Genomic DNA, 17979 nt, shown 5'->3' with positions numbered 1-17979 from the left:
CGCATCCGGGCAGGTGCCGGGGAGTTCCCCTGACGGGCCCGCCACCGGGTCCGGTGACTCCGGCGCTTTCCCGACAGGCCCAGGGGCGACGACCGACGTGCTCGCCCCTGGGCCGCGGTGACCGGCTCCCCCACGGTCTTCCCGGATTCGGAGACCGAATGACGCAGCCCGGAGGAGACAGCAGATGACCGAGAACCCAGCGCTCGACCGGAGCGAGTGGCGGACGGTACTCGACGAGATCACTGCCGACCACGAAGGACAGCGGGTCACCATCGAGGTGCTCGACCCGTCGGCCGGGCACCAGTACGAGGCCGAGCGGCTGCCCTTCGCCTACCTCACCTACGACGTGCGGGACGACGTGGTGATCGTTGCCGTTGGCGGCGATCCGCCGAAGTACCCGGTCGTCCTGCGGCACATGGTGGAGCACCCCGAGGAGGTCGGCCTTTCCACGCTGGACGTACCGGAGGCCGCCGTCCGGGTCCTCGCGCAGGACGGCACCGCCACTCTGATCACCTTCTTCCCCGTGAAATCCGTGACGGCAGCCTGATGGCCCCGTCGGACGGTGATCCGTTCGTGCGGCTCGGCCGCCATGCGGTCCGTCGACGAGACCGGCCAGGGGCACTGTGCTGCGTGCGACTCAGGTCCGGGGTGCCGACAGGTCGTCCAGTTCGGCCGCGAAGAGCAGGGCTGGGTCGAAGTCCATGCCGTCGAAGTGGCCGGCGAGTTCCAGTGACAGGACGCCGTGCAGACGGGTCCAGAAGGTCAGGGACCGGTGGAGGGCTCCGGGCGGGCCGGGGTGGCCGGCGGCCCAGTCCCGGTGGTCCTCCAGGTGGGTGTCGAAGGGTGTCGCGGCGCTGTCCGGGGCGAGCGCCGCGCACGCGTCGAGCAGAGTCTTCATGATCTCGGAGGAGATGGCAGTGGTGTCCGCGGGCGCGTGGTATCCGGGGATGGGGGAGCCGTAGACGAGGAAGTACCGCTGAGGGTCTGCCAGGGCCCAGTCGCGCAGGGCGTGTGCCAGCCCGGCCAGGTCGGCACCCGCGGCGGACGCGGTGCGGAAGGTCTCGGCGAGGCTTCGGTACGCCTCCCGGACGAGTTCGGTGATCAGCTCGTCGCGGCCGGCGAAATAGCGGTAGAGCGCCGGCCCGCTCATGCCCATCTGCTTGGCGATCGCGTTGAGCGAGAGTGCGGACGCCCCCGCTGTGGCGATCTGCTCCCAGGCGCGTTCCGTGATCTCCGCCCGCACTTGGGCCCGATAGCGCTCCCGCGGGGTGTTCGCGCCTGTCGTTGCCATGGCCTGCCCACCGCCCCATCCATTCGGCTACAACCTCAAGAATTGATGAGAAGGTATCACGCGTCCATTGACCGCCGGTTCAGCGTGGCGTTATAACTTCTAACGAATCCGTGAGGCTGTATCTCAACGGGGGTGTGCGGTGCTGCCGCGCGAGAGGCGCGACAGGCAGCGTTCACTCCCGACCGACAGAGGGGAACTCCATGTCCGGCACCCGCAGCACCGGCAGCCGCGCTGCCCTGTTCGCCGTCCCGCTCGCCCTCGGTCTCCTCGGCGCCGCTGCCGCACCGGCCGGGGCCGTCGGCTCCCGCACCTCCCTGCCCGGCCAGTCCCTGACCTGCCGCGGGAAGGGCGTCGACCCCGACGCCCGCGTCCGCCACCGGACCGAGATCGTGATCAACGCCCCGCTGCGCACCATCTGGAAGCTGCAGACCGACGTGGAGCGCTGGCCGTCCTGGCAGCCCCCCGTCGAGACCGCCGAACGCCTCGACCATGGCCCCTTCCGCAAGGGTTCGGCATTCCGCTGGACTACCCCGATACCCCCCAACCCCTCAACTCCCGCCACCGGCCTGGAGATCACCTCGACCGTCCGGCAGCTCGAACACAACGCGTGCATCCGCTGGACCGGTCCCGCGATCGGCGAAGGGCTGCGCATCGACGGCGTCCACGTGTGGAGCTTCACCAAGGTCAAGGGCGGCGTCCGCGTGCGCACCGAGGAGACCCACACCGGAGCCCAGGTCGAAGCGGACGTTCCCACCGCGACCGAGATCCTCCGCGACGGCCTCGAAGCATGGCTGCGCAACCTGAAGTCCGCCGCCGAAGCCCGCCCCCACAACCAGCCGCACTGAACCGTGAACCGGCCCGCCCTGTCGGTCGGCGTGGGTGGGGCAGTGCGCCGAACACGAGGGCCTCCTGAGCGCCGGTGGGGCTGTCGCATCCACACCGGCCCGCAGGAGGCCCTCACCCGCCCGAGCGCCGTTCGGGCATGCCGCCCGTCACCGGGCCCCGGGTCGCGCCATCAGCGCGTCGGGGATTCGTCCGGGCCCTGCCGTGCCGTCAGTCGCTGTCCAGGCCGTTGCCGGGAACGGCGTCCTGGGGCACGGTGTGCCAGTTGGTGACGATCGGCCGGTCGACGGTGATGGCGCCGGTGGTCAGGCTGACCGGGTCCGTCCGGTCGTCCCTGCTCACCGAGGTGATGATCTCGTTGAGTTCCTTGCCGTCATCGGTGTTGGTGGTCTTGGGGTTCACCCCGGCGTAGGCGGTGGTGGCGCCACTCAGCTTCACCTGCTCACCGACGGCCTGCTCGGCCGGCCCGGCCTCGGTGCCGTCGGACCCGAACGCCACCACCGGATGCACGCCCGGGAGCATGCAGGTGATCCCCGCCTTGGCCTTCACCGAGATGAGGATGTAGCCACCGGCCTGGCTCTCGGACTTGGCACTCCACGTCAGGTCGTTGGTTCCGCAGGCCTGCCCGTAGCCGCCCTTGCCGCCGCCCCCGCTGCCGCCGTCGGCCGCGCCGGTGTTGCCGGACGCGCTGCCGCCCGTCGAACCCCCGCTGTCCGCCCCTGCCGAGGTGCTCTTGGGGCCGGAGCCCTCGGCGTTGCCGCCCGCGCCGCCGTCGGCTTCCTGTCCCTGGTCCGCGGACTGCGCCGCGCCGGGCGAGGGCGAAGCGTCGGCGGAATCGGTCTCACCCCCGCAGGCGCTCAGCGACAAGGCGGCGGTGACCGCCACAGCGGCCATGGCGGTCGTGCGGATGAGGTTCTTGCGCATGGGTGTGTTCCCCCGTGGATCGGTCTGCTTCAGCCGGACGCGGCCTCACGCGCGCCCCCCTGCCAAGATCATCTTCGGGGGCCGGACTGGTGTTCCGCTAACGGATGGCTAACGCAGTGCAACAGCGCTCCGCAGCGCGCCTGCCCCCGCCGCCATGACGGGCGCATCGCAACAAACCCGCGCCATCGCACGAAAGAAGTGAGGCCGCATGCCGCAGGTCCGCGCGCCCACGGGCACACGCCCGCGCCCGCCGACGGTCGACCGCGACTGCGTCAGGCCGCTTTGCGCGGGATGGCGGCACGCGCCGTGGCCCCGCTCGACCTCAACAGGTCGGCGGGGCCACGGTCGTGTCCGGTGTGGCGCGCGGCAACGCGGTCAACCGGCGGCGGGAACGTCCCTGGCCACCTGCTCGGTCCGGGGCGGGCCCGGCATCAGCAGGCGCTGGGCCAGTGCTCCGAAGGCGACCGCGAAGGCCGTCCACAGCACGGCCTGCACGGCCAGCGAGGCCAGTCTGAACTCCCACAGCAGGGCCGCCGGGAAGCTCGGTTTGACCGCGTCCTCGTTCGCGGGCAGGAACACGAACGCGACGGCCGTTGCGAGGACGAAACCCGCCCCTGCGACGAGTGTGGCGTTCCAGTTGCCCAGACGGGGCGCCAAGCGGCGGCCGACGATGATCGCAGCGACGCCCAGCAGGACGCTGAGCAGGACCATCAGAAAGAACAGCGTGGTGCGCTTCCCGATCGTGTCCGGATTGCCCACCGCAGGAGGTGTGGCGGGGTACTTCAGGAACGGCACCAGATACACGGTGGTGAAGGCGGCCGCCGCGGTGAGCGCGGCAGTCGCCCGCGGGGTGAAGCGGCCGACGCGTCCCAGGACGAAGCAGAACGCCAGAGCGGCGATGCCGCCCAGCGCCACCCCGTACACCAGGACACCGGTGGCCAGGCCGGCGGTCGACTGCACCGACCGGCTGACCGGGGCCTCCTCCTCTTCCTCCGCTGCGGCCGCGCCATGGCCGGCGTGGGCCTCGTGGGCGGCTTGGGCCTCTTCGACGGCGATGGAGGCGTCAACGGACGGTTCGCCGAGACCATAGGCCACGGCGAAGGCGCACAGGGCAGCGACGAGGCCCGCGAGCATGCCACGGACCAGGAGATTTCCGATTTTTGAAGCGTGCACGTGCCGTCGCCCCTCAGTGGCAGGGGAAGCCGAGCAGATGACGCCCGTCGTGCACCCACTCGTGCACCCCGGCGCCGGAGAAGACGGACGTGGCACCCTGCTCCGCGCCGACGAAGTACAGCGCGACGAGCATCAGGAGGCCCACGAAGACGGCCCAGGGAAGGACCGCACGGACGGGCAGGGCCTGCGGAGCGGGAAGGGAAGGGGCGGAAACGGCAGCAGAGACAGTGGCCTCGGCCATGGCGGAACCTCCTTGAGGGAACACGCGTCCCATACGGTGGTGCATGACGACGGTCCGCGGGTCTGACTCACCGGGCGTCCGCCCCGAGGGGCGTGCGCCGCAGCACACAGTGGCGCGACCGTGCCGGATTCACACCGGCTTCCGCCTCGCCGTCGTCGAGTTATGGAGAATGTCGCGGTGACCGTACCGCGTGCGGCACTTTCGGCCAAGGGCGTGAGGCGCGACTCACGTTCGTGCGCCCCCCGGAGCGGGCTCACGTAGGGTGCGCCGATGACAGTTCGGGTCACTTTGATCACGCCCGCGACGAGCGAGGCGCTGCGCGGTGTCCGCTTCGATGACGACAGTTCGCTCGACCCCGAGGCCTTGGCACGCACCGAGGCGCTGGCGGGCACGGTCGGCCGGGATCTGCCGGCCTTCACCTCCCCCTCGCTGCGCTGTCGCCGCACCGCGGAGGCCCTCGGGCTGGCCGCGGAACCGCTGGCCGCCATCGCGCCCTGCGACATGGGCCGCTGGCGGGGACGGACCCTTGACTCGGTCGCGGCCTCCGAGGAGGAGGCCGTCATGACCTGGCTGACCGATCCGGCGGCCTCGCCGCACGGGGGAGAGCCGCTGCGGCAGTTCCGTGAACGGGTCGGTGCCTGGCTGGATTCCCTCGACGACCGGAGCGGGCGCCTCGTCGCCGTCGCAGAACCGGACATCGTGCGCGCTTCCCTGGTCCACGTCCTCTCCGCACCCGACCAGGCCTTCTGGCGTTTCGACGTCCGCCCGTTGCACGCAACGGAGCTGAGCGGCCGGCGCCGGCGGTGGAACCTCTCGGTCGGCCGGCCGCTGACTCATGAGGGCCCGGGGTGACGGTGGTGCTCGCACGGACCGGGCGCACCCCTCGACCTGACGGATGACCGAGCAGGGCGGGCGGTCCGCGGCCGAGGCGTTGTCGGCGGCCCGACCTGCCGGTTCGGCGCAGCCCGGCACAGGGTGCGGAGGAGTGCCGGATTTCAAACCTCGGGGCGGAGCCACAGCGTGGTCCAGCACGAGGGCGGCACTGCCGTGGACCGCCGACAGTCGCCTCGCCGGTCGCACCGTCCAGGGTCGGGGGCACGAGGGGGGCGTTCCTGAGCACCGTGGTGGGCCCCTTCCTCGGAAGAGAGCCCACCACGGCTGGGCACGGCGCCGGGGTCAGCCCGCCTCCGCCGGCGCCTCCGTTGTCACCACGGGCCAGGGCAGCGGCCGGTGGACGGACAGCTCGCTCACCTTGTAGGAGAGGCAGGACTCGGAGGCCGCCGGCGGCCGGTGGTGGTCTCCCGCGCCGACCGAGAGGTTGACGATCAGATACGCGCTCCAGTCGGGCCCGACTCCGGAGAAGTCCGCGTGGGCGAGGGTGCCGTTCACCCACCACCGGACGGAGCCCGCCCCGAACTCGGTGCGCAGTTGTACCCAGGCCCCGGGCCGGACCGACGGGTGCGCGTAGTCGTAGCTGCCGCCGTTGACCTCGTTGAAGAATTCCAGGACCGCCGGTGTGTCGGGATGGTAGGCGAAGACCTGGATCTCATTGCCGCCGTCCCTCCAGGTGCGGATCGAGGGCCAGGAACCGTGCTTCTCCGGGAGCCGGAAGCGGGTGTCGAGGATGTCACCGGCGCGGAGGGTGAATCCCCTGGGGCTGTTCTCGGTGGTCAGCAGACCTGTCCGCCACGTTCCGTTGCTGCGGCGGGTGGGCCTTGAAGGTTCCGCGGCGGGAGTAGGTCGGATCGGCGACCACGTGGTCCAGTCGGCGTTCCGCCGTTGCCGGTGTCGTCCGCGCCGGCCAGGTGCTGGCGGTGGACCAGTGCTCCTCTGAGGTGAACTCCGCGGTGAACACCGCGGGGTGCGACGGCGGTGCCGGGCGGCTGGATGCGCCGGCGTCGGCCGGGCGCCGTCTGCCGGCGGTTCTCCGGATGCGGGCGACGAGTGCGTGTGCGCGGTGGAGCATGACGAGGTGTCCTCTCGGTGTGTCCCCGGGTCGGCCCCGTCGGACCTGCTGCTGGAGGCGACGGGCAGGGAGGCGGAGCGATGGGGGTGTGCTGCGTCCGCCGCTCGCGTGAGGCCATGGGCCGGGGGAGGCGGGGCGGCGGGGAGCAGCGGTGGTGCCCGGTTACTGCTGGGTGGCGGCGGACATCGGGTGCCACCACTGCGGGGTGAGGCGACCGGTCCGGCTCAACAGATGGACGGAGCAGGCGCAGGCCAGCCCGATCCCGGTGAGGAGGAGCCACGGAAGAGCGGGGAGTTGCTCACGGCGGGCGGCGTCGAGAGCGGCCCCGGTGCCCAGGTTCCCCGCGGTGATGCCGATACCGCACACGGTGTTGTAGAGCCCGTAGTGCGTGGCGACGAAGCGGTTTCCGGCCAGGGCCACGATGGTGTCCATTTCGAACGGGTAGACCACCATGGTGGCCAGGGCCAGGAGGATCCCGCAGACCGTCGGGGGGACCAGCGCCCCGATCCAGCGCATCGGGCCGGCCGCGGGGACCGGCAGCAGGAGCGGCAGGAAGGCGGCGCCCATCAGGACGAGTCCGGAGCTGATGGCCCGCTCCGGGGCCCAGCGCCGCTTGCACCAAGCGGTGAGACGGGTCTGGCCCAGGATGGTGACCAGTCCGGAGGCGGCGAACAGGGCGCCGGTGCCGAGCGTTGCGGAACTCCGGTCCGGTGCCGATTCCCGCAGAACCATCGGCAGAGCGAGGTACACCTGGAAGGCCAGCACGTAGGACCCCGTCATCGAGGCGGCGAACAGCAGGAAGGGCCGGTTTGCCAGGACCTGCCGCCACTGCCGCACCACACCCTCCTGCTGCTCCGCATCGGCACCGCGCGCCGGGGGCAGGGACCGGATCTGGACGAAGGTCAGTGCCCCGAAAACGGCGGCGGAGACCAGGCAGGTGAGCCGGAAGTCGACGCGGGTCAGCGCCAGGCCGATCAGCGGGCCCGCCAGAATGCCCGCCTGGTAGAAGACGTTGAACAGGGCGAAGGCCTCGACGCGCCGCTCGCCGGCGTCGCGAGCCAGGTAGGCCCGGACCGCCGGGTTGAACAGGGCCCCGGCGAAGCCGGTGGCGGCGGAGGCCGCCAGGAGGCCGGGGACCGAGTCGACGAGTCCGAGGGCGAGGAATCCGGCTGTGCGCAGCGCGCAGCCGGCGACGATCAGGGGCTTGTAGCCGAGCCGGTCGGCCAGCGTTCCGCCGAGCAGGAACATGCCTTGCTGGCTGAAATTGCGCATGCCGAGGACGAGTCCGACGAGCCAGCCTGCCAGCGCGAGTTCACCGGACAGGTGCTGTGCCAGGTAGGGCATGAGCATGTAGAAGCCCAGGTTGATGGTGAACTGGTTGACCAGCAGCAGTTGGATGCTCCGGTCGTGGGAGCGCACCTGTCCGATGAGCCCCGGGGTCATCGAACGGCTCCCGCGGCAGCCGAGGAGCGGGGATCGCTGACCGTGAGGCACCGCGTCCAGCGCAGTGCCTCCCCCTGACCGGCCTGTTTGAACTCGTCGGGCTCCGGCGCCGGCCGCCCGTCCAGGAGGCCGTGCTCCCGGCAGTAGTCGTCGTTGTAGATGGTGGACAGATAGCGGTGCGGGCCGTCCGGGAAGACGGCCGCGACCCGGGTCCCCGCGGGGTGCGTGCGGGCGGCCCAGCCCGCCACCAGCGCCACGGCTCCCACGCTCCACCCGCCCGAGGCGTAGTGGTGCCGGGCCAGCTGCCGGCAGGCCCAGACGGCTTCACCGGGGGCGACCCAGTGCACTTCGGCGAACTGTTCGTAGGCGACGTTGCGGGGATGAATGCTGCTGCCGAGCCCTCTCATGAGCCGCTTTCGGACCGGCTGGCCGAAGATGGTCGAACCGATGGCATCGACGCCGATGACTTTCAGCCGGGGGAAGCAGGCGCGCAGCACGCGTGAGATTCCTGCGGAGTGCCCGCCGGTCCCGACGCTGGTCACCAGCACGTCGACGCGGTGGAGCTGGGCAAGCATCTCGTACGCCAGCGGCGCGTAGGCGTCCACGCTGTCGGGGTTGCCGTACTGGTCGGGACACCAGGCTCCCGGGGTCTCCGCCAGGAGGCAGCAGACCCGTTCGGTGCGGGCTGTCTGCCAGCCGCCCACCGGGTGCGGGGAGGCGACCGTGTCGACCCGGGCGCCCTGAGCACGCAGCAGCCGCAGCACGTCGGGCTCCATGCCGGTGTCCGTCACCAGCGTGACGGGGTGACCGTGGATCCGGCCGGCCAGGACCAGTCCGAGGCCGAGGGTTCCACTGGTCGACTCCACGATCGTGCCGCCGGGACGCAAGTCTCCGCGCTCGCGTGCGCGGGCGACCATGTGCAGGGCGGCCCGGTCCTTCAGACCACCGGGATTGAAGCCTTCGAGTTTGGCCCAGAAACCCCGCCCGGCCGGGGCGAAGGGGTGGCCGATGCGCAGGACGGGGGTATGGCCCACGGCGGTGGCGAGCGTTCGGCCCGCACCGTGCGAGAGCACAGGGGTGGAGAGGTTGCTCATGGGGGACTGCCTTCTGGTTTCGAAGAAGAACGCATCAGGACAGGGGGACTCGCCCGTTGCCCATGGGGAGCAGGCACGGGTGAGGGACCGGTGCCCGGTCCGATGATGTTCTTCTAAATGCGCCAGAGGCAGAGATGCGACTGAGCCGACCGGCCCCCGGGTATGGGAGTGGCGCCCCGGGGTGCGAACGGCCTGTGAGGGCGCTCCGGGAGGCTGTGCCCCGTCAGGGTTGCGTCGGCGAAGGGCAGAGCGAGGTGCGGGGCCGTCCGGCAGGTCGCCGGGTCCCACGTCGGCGGGGACGGCTCACGGGAATAGTGGTCGTCGTCCGCGGGGTGCGGTTCCGGCGCCGTGGGGGAGTGGCCGTGTGCCACCGCGTTCCGCAGGCCGGGAGCACGCTCGTCATGGTCCGCCCAAGGGCGCACCCGGAGGTGCGGCGCGTGGGTCGCCGCCTGTCGAAGGGCGCGACCGTATCCATGGACGTGACCGTATCCCTGGGCGTGCGCGTGCCCCGGCTCATGAGGGTGCGTGTGCTCGTGCGGGGGGCCGTGCACATGCAGGGGAGTACCGGCGGCGGTGCAGAAGAAGGCAGCGAGCAGTGACAGAAGAAGTGCTGCCCACGCTCTGTATCCGCATCTGCACACAAGCCGGATGTTAACCGACCTTTCGCCTTCTCACCGTTCAGGCAGCACGCGTGCGCCGAGTGTGCTCGACCCGCCGGATGCGCTCGGGCGGTCGCTGATCAGCGCGCTGCTCTGGGCAGCGGTGGGCGGGTCGGAAGGCCTGTCGGCCCGTCAAGCCGCGGAAGGATTGGGCGGTCCGCCGCGCGGCATGTCGGGCCGTCCGGGCCGTCCGGGCCGATGCGGGAGGCCGGGCGCCCCGGTTACGCGCGGCCGGACGGTCGGTCAGGTGCCGTCCGGGAATGCGACGGCCGATCCCTGGGAGGAGCAGGGCACGCGGGTGGCCGCGCCCCTCCTACAGGGGCTGGAGGACCATCAGGACCTCGTCGCGGTCGTCGCCGGGGGCCAGGCGCAAGGCGCGCGGCCACCGGCCGATCTCCTTCCAGCCGAGCCGTCCGTAGAAGGTCTCCAGCCCCGCACCGCCGCGGGCGGCCAAGTGCAGTTGTTCCAGCCCCATCTCGTCCCGCGCCACCCGGCGGGCCTGCGCCATCAGTGCGGCACCGATGCCGCGTCCGCGGACCGCGGGGTGGGTCTGTACGTGGTGGACCGTCCCCCAGTGCGTGGTGAGGCGGGAGGTGTCGCGGCGTATGTTCAGCCAGCCCACCGGTTCCCCTTCGTCCCAGGCCACCAGCAGGCGGGAGGTGTCCGCCGACAGGCCGGCGACGACGGTGTCCAGGGCGGGGGCGGCGTGGTGGGTGTCGATGGGCGGGAAGGGGAAGCCTGCCGCGCCACCGGCGTTGGTGACGTCGACCCAGCAGTCGAGCAGCGCCTGCCGCAGCTGTGGGTCGAGGTCGTGCGGAGACACGGACTGACGGATCCGCAGAGAGTCGATGGTCATCCGGGGAGTCTTGCAGGCCCTGCTGACACCGGCCTCGGTGAGCGACCGTGGCCCGGCTGCAACCCCCACCACCCCGGTCGTGCGGTGCCTGGGCGCGGTTGGCCCGTCGACCGCGGGCTCGGCCCACCACCCTGGGGCTTGGTCGTCGAAACTCCCGCCCTCCGGGCGGACGACGGGAGTTCGACGACCGGACCTAGTCGTGCGGTGCCAGATGCCCGAGTTCGTGATCCGCGACGCTGAGAGCCTCCGTGACCAGGCGCTTGAGGTGGCCGTGCTTCAGTCGGTAGACGACCCGGCGGCCGTCCTTGCGGGTGGTGACCAGTCCGGCCAGGCGGAGCTTGGCGAGGTGCTGGCTGACCGAGGGGCGGGCGGCCCCGCACCGTTCGGTCAGGGTGGCCACGTCCGCCTCGCCTTCGACGAGTTGCTGGAGCAGGGCGAGCCGGGTGCGGTCGGCGAGCAGGGCGAGTACCGCAGCGGCGGCTTCCAGCCGCTCGTCGTTGTCCAGTTGTTGCGAGGGGTGTGCACCTGCGGTATGCACGCGTGCGCTCATACGCACATGCTAGGCCCTGTCTTCGGCGCCTGAAGGGCCGGAGTGGACCGGTAGGTCGACGCCGGCCAGCGCCGGCCAGCGCTCGTGGAGGTCGTCGATGACGAAGGCGTGGGCGTGCTGCCACCCGGCAGTCGACCGTTGCGCTCCGGACAGGTGGGGATGTCCGTGGTCCAGGCCTGTGTGGACGTGGGGGACGCGGTCGGGGTCCGGTGCCGGCCACAGGTGCCGGGCGGCCAGTGCGGCGGCGAGGGCCACCGCACCCAGGGCCAGGGCCGCGGACGGCAGCCCGGCGGTGGACCCCAGCCAGCCGGCCAGCGGGTAGACGAGCAGCCAGCAGCCGTGGGAGAGGGAGAACTGGGCGGCGAACGCGGCTGTGAGGTCCTCCGGGGCGGCCGAGCGGCGGACCAGACGGCCCGTGGGGGTCATGATCACCGACTCGGTGACGCCGAACACCGCCCAGGCCGCCAGCAGCGCCGGCCATGACCATGCGCCGCGACCGGCCCAGGTGCCGGTGGCCAGTGCGAGCAGCAGGACCGCGGAGGTGAGGGCCGCCGGCAGCATCAGGGTGCGGTCGGTGGCGCGGCCGAGGAGCCGGGGGAGCAGGAGCGCGGCGAGGATGGAACCGGTGCCGTACGAGCCCAGGGCCAGCGGTACGTCCGAGGTGGCCCGGCCGAGGTGGTCGCGCACGTAGACGATCGAGTTGACCATCACCATGGCACCGCCCGCCGCGACGGCGAGGGTGAGGGCGAGCAGGGCGCGCAGGCGCGGCGTGGCCAGGAACAGGCGGATGCCCCGGGTGGTCCGGTGTACGAAGCCCGGGGTCTGCTCGGCCCGGCCCGGCCGCAGTGCGGGGAGGGCGGCGGTCAGGACGAGGACGCCCGAGGCGAGGAATCCGGCGACGGTGCCCAGGAAGAGCCGGTTGTAGGTGATCCAGGACAGCAGCGCGGCCGCCAGCGCCGGGCTGAACACCATTTCCAGGTCGTACGCGAGCCGGGACAGCGAGAGGGCCCGGGTGTAGTCCTCCTCCGCGGGCAGCACCCTCGGGATCAGCGCCTGGAAGGCCGGGGTGAAGGTGGCCGAGGCCGACTGCAGCAGGAAGATCAGAGCGTAGATCTGCCAGACCTCGGTGACGAACGGCAGGCCGCACGCCACTGCCGCCCGGATCAGATCGGCGCCCACCAGCAGCGGCCGGGGCGGCAAGCGGTGGGCGATGGCGCTGATCACCGGGGCGAGCCCGACGTACGCCACCATCTTGATCGCCAGCGCCGTCCCGAGCACGGATCCGGCGTCCGGGCCGGCGAGGTCGTAGGCGAGCAGGCTCAGCCCGACCGTGGCGAGCCCGGTCCCCACCAGCGCGATCACCTGCGCGGCGAACAAGCGGCGGTAGGTGCGATGGCGCAGTACGGACAGCATGAACCCCTCCCGGGCGCCGTGATCCAGCGGTCCCACCGACCATAGCCAATGTGTGCGCATGAATGCACGTATTGAAAGCGGGGCGGCTGCGGGCGACGGGGCCCGTCGGTCGTCCCCGGCTGGCCGGCCGTGCCCGCCCGAGCAGAATGGGAGGTGTCGCCGGCAGGATCCGTGGCGCACCGGTGCGGTGTCCGCGGGCCGACGGAGGGTGCACGGCATGGTCCGCATGCGCGAGATCGCAGTGGTCGGGGGCGGCGGGGGAGCGGTGTGTCTGCTGGAGGCGCTGTCCCAGCGGTCCGGGCCGCCGGCCGCTGTCACCGTCTTCGAGCCGTCGGACCGCCTGTGGCGCGGCCGCCCCTATCAGCAGGACGCCGACTGCATCCTGGTGAATCTCCCCTCGCGTGCCATGTCGGTCCGCGCCGGGGATCCGGGTCACTTCGATCGATGGCTCGCAGACGCCCGGCGGCGGGAGGCCGGCGCGACGGGCGAGGACGGGGTGCCCGGTGAAGCCGATGCGGCGGGGGCGGCCGGTGGAGCGACGGCGGCCGGTGGAGCAGGGCGGGCCGACCCCTTCGACGCCGCGGCCTTCCCCGCCCGGGCGCTCTTCGGCGACTACCTGGAGTCGGTGGCGCACGACAGTGTGGCCCGGCTCCGGGCCCGCGGCTGGACGGTCCGCGTCGTACCCGAGCGGGTGGTCCACGCAGCTCCGTGCGGCGGGGGCGCCACGCTGACCACGGAGCGCGGCGGGTCCCACCGGGCCGACCGGGTGGTCCTGTGCCTGGGAGCGGGCGCGCCGTACGACCGGTTCCGGCTGCACGGACCGGAGCCGGGATTCGTCTCCGACCCCTATCCCGTGGCGCACACCCTGGCGGGCATCGACCCCCATGGCACCGTCGCCGTCCTCGGTACGGGACTGACCGCCGTGGATGTGGCGCTCACCCTGCGCGCCAACCGTCATCAGGGTCCGGTCTGCCTGCTGTCCCGGCAGGGAGTGCTGCCCGCGGTCCGGCAGCGGCCGGTCGCCCATGCCCTCCAGCACTTCACTCCCGACCACTTCCACGCCCTGAGCCGCCGGGGAGAGGTCCCTTTCACCGAGGTCGTCCAGGTGCTGCGCGACGAACTCGCCGCCGCCGGCCAGGATCCGGCCGAGCTGGAGACCGAATTCGCATCGCTGCACGAGGACCCCGCGCGCCGCCTCCGGCGTCAACTGGAGCTCGTCGACGCGCCGGGCCTCGGACTGCGCATCCTGCAACACACCCTGCCCGTCGCTGTCGACGTCTGGCCGCTGATGCCGCACCGGGACCGCGCCGAACTCCTGCGCCGCCACTACCGCGCCATCCACTCCCTGTGCTGCCCGATGCCGCCCTCCACCGCCGCCCACCTGTCGGCCATGAGCGAAGCGGGCCAACTCCGCATCGTGCGGGGGCTGCACGGCGTCAGCCGCACCGGCCGGGGGTTCAGCGCCGTCACCCGGAACGGACGGATCGAGGCCGACACGGTGGTCAACGCCACCTCCGTCGCGGCGCACCGTGTCCCCACGGCCGCCGCGCCCCTGGTGCAGTCGCTGATCACGGCATCCGCGGCATCGGTGCACCCGCACGGCGGCCTCCGCGTGCGGCGCGAGACCAGCCAGCTCGTCGTCAACGGCACGACACAGCAGTGCTTCTACGCGCTGGGGGATCTGACCTTCGGCTCCTTGTTCATCACCGCCGCGATCCCCGTCATCGTGAAGCTGGCCCAGGAGATCTCCCGCGAAGTGGCCGGGCCGTGACGGCAACCGGAGGATCGGGCCGTGACGGCAGGGGGATCGGGGAGGGCCGCCGCACTCGGAAGGGCCGGTCCCGCCGGCACCCGGCGTCCCCAAAATCCGAGCACGGCCCGTCCCCGGACCGGCAGTATCGGGCGCATGACAACATCCATGACTCCCGATCAGCTTGCCGCCCGGACGTCGCGCGCCCTCGCAGCGGCCGTTGCCGCCGGGCGCGAGCTCGGGCTGACGGTGACCGACGCAAGGGTGCTCCACGACGTGTTCTCCGTTGTCGTGCACCTCGCCCCGTCACCGGTGGTGGTCCGGGTGCCCACGGTCCTGCCGCCCTACATCGACCTCGACACCCAGGCGGCGCGGCAGCGGGTGGAGCTCGATGTGGTGTCGTGGCTGGCGGAACGGGGCACCCCGGTGATTCCGCCCAGTCCGCTGGTGCCACGGGAACCCGTACGGCGCGACGGCTTCTCGATGACGTTCTGGCAGTTCGTCGAGCACCGGAGCGTCGAGCCCGACTATGTGCGCAACTCCGGTCTGGTGGCCGGCCTGCACGCCGCGCTGCGGGACTATCCGGGTGATCTGCCGTTCCTGGCGACGGCCGAACCGGAATTCACCACAGAGGGGTTCGCCGCCCTGGAATCGCGTCCCGACCTCCTCGACCCGGCCGATCTCGACCGCGCGCGACGGGAATGGGAGGTCCTGGAGCCGATGGTCGCCTCGCGAGCCGGGTTCGAGGCGGCGTTCCCCGGAGCCGAGCTCCAGCCGGTCCACGGGGACGCCCCCGCGGTCAACATCGTCGCCACGACCGACGGCGAGTTGTGCGCCGACTTCGAACTGGTCACGCTCGGCCCGGTCGAGTGGGACCTGGCCGCTCTCGGGCCCGACTGCGAGGCCGCGTACAACTCCGCCGCGCGGCGCAGCGGCCTGCGGGAGCTGGACGAGCGTGTACTGCGCCTGGCCAACGCCGTCGGGATGTCCCGGGCGGTGGCGTGTCTCGCGCTTGCGCCGCAACTGCCGCTGCTCGTCGAGGCGCTGAAGCCGTCCGTCGAGCACTGGCGGACGCTGCCGTTCGCCGGTGGCCTGGCCGACTGAGCGGGTGACGGGCGCCGGGCGCGCTGCGCAGGCACCGGCGCCTGCGCGGATGCCGGGTGCCGGTCCTGGCAGCCGTCGTTCCGGCCGGTCTCGGCTCGGTGGGGCTGCTGGTCTTCGTGCCTCTCGCTGACCCCTCGGTGGCGCCGATGGTGAGCAGGCTGCGCCCGAGGTGATCGTTCGTCCGGGCGCGTCCGCACCGCGCAGGAAGGAGACGGGGCGGGGCGCAGGTCTCGTGCCCGGCAGGGGGCTGGGTACTTGTTGTTCATGACATTCATTTTCATGTAGCGTGCGTGGCTCCCGACGTCCTTCAGGAGGTTCCACTCATGGCCGTGCCCAAGCGCAAGATGTCCCGCAGCAACACCCGCACCCGTCGCGCGCAGTGGAAGGCGAGCACCCCCGACCTCGCCCCGATCCACGTCGACGGTGTGGAGTACCAGGTGCCGCGCCGGCTGATGCGCGCCTACGAGCGCGGGCTGCTGCCGCTCCCCGGACGCTGACCGGCCCGCCCGCCGTCCGCGTAACCTCCCACCGAGCCGCACCCGCGCCCGTCGTCAGTTCTGGTACGGGTCGCGCGGGGCCGGGACCGGCCGCGCCCGGCTGACCTCGAGGTACGGGATGATGCCGCCGTTGACAGGGTCCTCGGTCCGCTTGCCGGTGTAGGTGCCGGTGACTTCGAGCCAGGCGTCCGGTTGCAGCACCGGGGGCACCTTGCCGGACAGTCCGATCTTGACGGGCTGGGCGTCGGCGGCGCAGCAGTTGAGGACCATACGCGTCAGATGGGGTGTGCCGCCGCGGTCGAGGGCGACGAAGCCGGTCACCGTGACCTTGCGGCCGCCCAGCGACCGCCCGTGGTCGTAGGCCGCGCGGCCGGCGTAGTCCACCACATCGAGCCGGAGGGGATCGCCGTCGGGGAGGGCGGGGAAACCCCAGGGCTTCTGCAGGGCCGTCCCCGTCCGCATGGCGCTGTAGGAGCCCAGGGCCGGCGGGGAGACCAGGACGAGCGCGCACAACGGCAGCACGAGCAGCCAGGAGACGCGGGGTTCCCGGTGGGCGTGGCCGGACGGGCCGTGGCACTCCCCTTCGGCCGGGCGGTCCCCGGTGGTGCGCGGCCGGCGCAGTTCGTACCACGCGGTGGCGACGGCCGCGGCGATCAGCACGGCACCCGCCACCAGCACCAACGGGCGCAACCCGGCCTTGACGTAGCGCAGGTGGAGGTCGGTGAGCCCGGCGCGCAGCATCGCCCCGCCGACCAGGAACAGCACCACCGCTTGTGCCTGCCGGTTCACAGCGCCACCGCCCCGACCAGGGCCGACAGAAGAACGGCCAGCGTGAAGGTGGCCGGGGCGAACCGCAGCGCGAACCCCCGGCCGAAGGTGGCGGCCTGCATCGCGAGCAGCTTCAGATCGATCGTCGGGCCTACGACGAGGAACGCCAGCCGGGCGGTGAGCGAGAACTGCGACAGCGAAGCGGCCACGAACGCGTCCGCCTCGGAGCAGATCGACAACAGCACCGCGAGGACCGCCAGGACGAGGACCGACACCACCGGGCTGTCCGCCGCCCGCTGCAGCCAGCCCGCCGGAACCACGGCCTTGAGGGTGGCCGCGGCCATCGCGCCCACGACGAGGAAGCCCCCGGCGTGCATCACGTCGTGCCGTACCGACCCCCAGAACGCCGCCCCCTTGCCCAGGCCGTCGGAGGACGGGCGCGCGGGTGGGCGCAGCCAGTCGGTGCGGCCCAGTCGCTGCCACAGCCAGCCCATCGCACAGGCCAGCAGCAGACTCGCCACGAAGCGGGCGAGGACCATCTCCGGATTGCGGGGAAAGGCGACAGCGGTGGCGGTCAGCACGATCGGGTTGATCGCCGGAGCGGAGAGCAGGAACGCCAGCGCCGCCGCGGGGGTGATCCCCCGCCGCATCAGCGCCCCGGCCACCGGCACGGAGGCACACTCGCAGCCCGGCAGGACCGCCCCGGCCACGCCGGCGACCGGTACCGCGAGGGCGGGCCGGCGCGGCAGCGCGCGGGCGAAGAACGCCGGCGGGACGAACACCGCGATGACCGCCGACAGCAGCACCCCGAGCACGAGGAAGGGCAGCGCCTGCACGAACACCGCGACGAACACGGTCGTCCAGCTCTGGATCACCGGCGCTGCCAGGACCCGGCGGAGCGGCCCCTGCGCCGTGAGCACCAGGAGCAGCAGCATGGTCAGAACGAGGGGTGAGGTGATGCGCCGGCCCTGCTGCTCGTCCGCGTCGCGGTGGTCGACCCGGACGGTCTCTGTTCCGGTGGTGCTCACCGGATCTCCTGGAGGATGCCCCAGGCTTGAGTCTGGGGAGGAGTCCGGCTTTCCGCGGAGCGGGGCAGGGAAGGCCGAATCGCGGCCGGGTGGTTCGGTGTCTGCCATCCGTGCTGGTGAGGAACACCGTGAAGATCAGTGGGGTTCAACTGTCAGTCCTTCCGGATAGGTTCGGGTGCGTGACGACGGAAGCGAGGACGGGGAACGCCGGGTACGCCCGGTACACCTTCCGTGTTCGCCTGTCGGTGTCGGCCCGGCGTGCGCTCGAAGCCGAGTGGGACCGGTGCCGCTGGGTGTGGAATGAGTGCGTTGCGAAGTCCCAGCAGGTCCACCGGGCCGCGAGGGGCAGCGGTGAGAAGCTGACGTGCGGACCGGCTCG

18 protein-coding genes and 1 pseudogene are annotated in these 17979 nt (G+C 72.1%); 7 read left to right on the top strand and 12 right to left on the bottom strand.

Annotated elements, in window-relative coordinates:
- Positions 1 to 184 precede the first annotated feature (184 nt).
- Positions 185 to 547 carry a DUF5335 family protein gene (locus tag AC3EQ1_RS01595; RefSeq protein WP_432092409.1) on the top strand — a complete coding sequence of 121 codons (363 nt, stop codon included), beginning with the start codon at positions 185 to 187 and terminating at the stop codon, positions 545 to 547.
- A gap of 90 nt (positions 548 to 637) precedes the next feature.
- On the opposite strand, the gene AC3EQ1_RS01590 is transcribed toward AC3EQ1_RS01595, so the two are convergent.
- Positions 638 to 1291, bottom strand: a complete 654-nt coding sequence (locus tag AC3EQ1_RS01590; RefSeq protein WP_432092408.1) for a TetR/AcrR family transcriptional regulator — start codon at positions 1289 to 1291, stop codon at positions 638 to 640.
- Positions 1292 to 1491: 200 nt separating this feature from the next.
- Here AC3EQ1_RS01590 and AC3EQ1_RS01585 point away from each other — a divergent pair, with 200 nt between their 5' ends.
- On the top strand, positions 1492 to 2136 hold the full coding sequence (locus AC3EQ1_RS01585) for an SRPBCC family protein (RefSeq protein ID WP_432092407.1): 645 nt from the start codon (positions 1492 to 1494) through the stop codon (positions 2134 to 2136).
- A 208-nt stretch (positions 2137 to 2344) separates the two neighbouring features.
- Here the strand turns inward: AC3EQ1_RS01585 and AC3EQ1_RS01580 are convergent, their stop codons facing one another.
- The 3 genes from AC3EQ1_RS01580 to AC3EQ1_RS01570 form a co-directional block, all read right to left on the bottom strand.
- The gene (locus AC3EQ1_RS01580) at positions 2345 to 3058 is read right to left on the bottom strand and encodes a DUF4232 domain-containing protein (protein WP_432092406.1); all 714 of its coding nucleotides are present in this window, start codon (positions 3056 to 3058) and stop codon (positions 2345 to 2347) included.
- A 375-nt stretch (positions 3059 to 3433) separates the two neighbouring features.
- Complete coding sequence (locus tag AC3EQ1_RS01575) at positions 3434 to 4231, bottom strand: CbtA family protein (RefSeq protein ID WP_432092405.1); 798 nt, start codon at positions 4229 to 4231, stop codon at positions 3434 to 3436.
- A gap of 13 nt (positions 4232 to 4244) precedes the next feature.
- Positions 4245 to 4472, bottom strand: a complete 228-nt coding sequence (locus AC3EQ1_RS01570) for a CbtB domain-containing protein (RefSeq protein ID WP_432092404.1) — start codon at positions 4470 to 4472, stop codon at positions 4245 to 4247.
- 270 nt (positions 4473 to 4742) lie between these two features.
- Between AC3EQ1_RS01570 and AC3EQ1_RS01565 the strand changes: the two genes are divergently transcribed.
- Positions 4743 to 5324, top strand: a complete 582-nt coding sequence (locus AC3EQ1_RS01565; RefSeq protein ID WP_432092403.1) for a histidine phosphatase family protein — start codon at positions 4743 to 4745, stop codon at positions 5322 to 5324.
- A 324-nt stretch (positions 5325 to 5648) separates the two neighbouring features.
- On the opposite strand, the gene AC3EQ1_RS01560 is transcribed toward AC3EQ1_RS01565, so the two are convergent.
- The 6 genes from AC3EQ1_RS01560 to AC3EQ1_RS01535 all read right to left on the bottom strand — a co-directional run bounded on the left by AC3EQ1_RS01560 (position 5649) and on the right by AC3EQ1_RS01535 (position 12453).
- Positions 5649 to 5861 carry a hypothetical protein gene (locus AC3EQ1_RS01560; protein ID WP_432092402.1) on the bottom strand — a complete coding sequence of 71 codons (213 nt, stop codon included), beginning with the start codon at positions 5859 to 5861 and terminating at the stop codon, positions 5649 to 5651.
- 739 nt (positions 5862 to 6600) lie between these two features.
- The gene (locus AC3EQ1_RS01555; protein ID WP_432092401.1) at positions 6601 to 7881 is read right to left on the bottom strand and encodes an MDR family MFS transporter; all 1281 of its coding nucleotides are present in this window, start codon (positions 7879 to 7881) and stop codon (positions 6601 to 6603) included.
- Positions 7878 to 8975, bottom strand: coding sequence for a PLP-dependent cysteine synthase family protein (locus AC3EQ1_RS01550; protein ID WP_432092400.1), 1098 nt, complete (start codon positions 8973 to 8975; stop codon positions 7878 to 7880). Before AC3EQ1_RS01550 ends, AC3EQ1_RS01555 begins: the two co-directional genes overlap by 4 nt.
- 972 nt (positions 8976 to 9947) lie before the next feature.
- Entirely contained in the window at positions 9948 to 10490 is a 543-nt protein-coding gene (locus tag AC3EQ1_RS01545) for a GNAT family N-acetyltransferase (RefSeq protein ID WP_432092399.1), read from the bottom strand.
- A gap of 193 nt (positions 10491 to 10683) precedes the next feature.
- Positions 10684 to 11040, bottom strand: coding sequence for an ArsR/SmtB family transcription factor (locus tag AC3EQ1_RS01540; RefSeq protein WP_432092398.1), 357 nt, complete (start codon positions 11038 to 11040; stop codon positions 10684 to 10686).
- 9 nt (positions 11041 to 11049) lie between these two features.
- On the bottom strand, positions 11050 to 12453 hold the full coding sequence (locus AC3EQ1_RS01535; RefSeq protein WP_432092624.1) for an MFS transporter: 1404 nt from the start codon (positions 12451 to 12453) through the stop codon (positions 11050 to 11052).
- Positions 12454 to 12679: 226 nt separating this feature from the next.
- Between AC3EQ1_RS01535 and AC3EQ1_RS01530 the strand changes: the two genes are divergently transcribed.
- The 3 genes from AC3EQ1_RS01530 (at position 12680) to rpmF (ending at position 15804) form a co-directional block, all read left to right on the top strand.
- On the top strand, positions 12680 to 14224 hold the full coding sequence (locus AC3EQ1_RS01530; protein WP_432092397.1) for an FAD/NAD(P)-binding protein: 1545 nt from the start codon (positions 12680 to 12682) through the stop codon (positions 14222 to 14224).
- Between the two features lie 135 nt (positions 14225 to 14359).
- Positions 14360 to 15307, top strand: a complete 948-nt coding sequence (locus AC3EQ1_RS01525; RefSeq protein ID WP_432092396.1) for a phosphotransferase — start codon at positions 14360 to 14362, stop codon at positions 15305 to 15307.
- Positions 15308 to 15630: 323 nt separating this feature from the next.
- Positions 15631 to 15804 (top strand): 50S ribosomal protein L32, encoded by a 174-nt coding sequence (gene rpmF, locus AC3EQ1_RS01520; RefSeq protein ID WP_388847988.1) that lies wholly within the window; start codon positions 15631 to 15633, stop codon positions 15802 to 15804.
- 54 nt (positions 15805 to 15858) lie between these two features.
- On the opposite strand, the gene AC3EQ1_RS01515 is transcribed toward rpmF, so the two are convergent.
- Together AC3EQ1_RS01515 and AC3EQ1_RS01510 are read right to left on the bottom strand one after the other, a co-directional pair.
- Positions 15859 to 16593, bottom strand: a complete 735-nt coding sequence (locus tag AC3EQ1_RS01515; protein WP_432092395.1) for a TIGR03943 family putative permease subunit — start codon at positions 16591 to 16593, stop codon at positions 15859 to 15861.
- Positions 16590 to 17600, bottom strand: a complete 1011-nt coding sequence (locus tag AC3EQ1_RS01510; RefSeq protein ID WP_432092394.1) for a permease — start codon at positions 17598 to 17600, stop codon at positions 16590 to 16592. The genes AC3EQ1_RS01515 and AC3EQ1_RS01510 overlap by 4 nt, the downstream gene beginning before the upstream one ends.
- A 179-nt stretch (positions 17601 to 17779) precedes the next feature.
- Here AC3EQ1_RS01510 and AC3EQ1_RS01505 point away from each other — a divergent pair.
- Positions 17780 to 17979: pseudogene (locus AC3EQ1_RS01505) on the top strand (RNA-guided endonuclease TnpB family protein); the annotation flags it as partial.

The sequence above is a fragment of the Streptomyces sp. bgisy100 genome (assembly GCF_057709105.1).
This window is presented reverse-complemented; position numbering and strand designations above follow the sequence as displayed.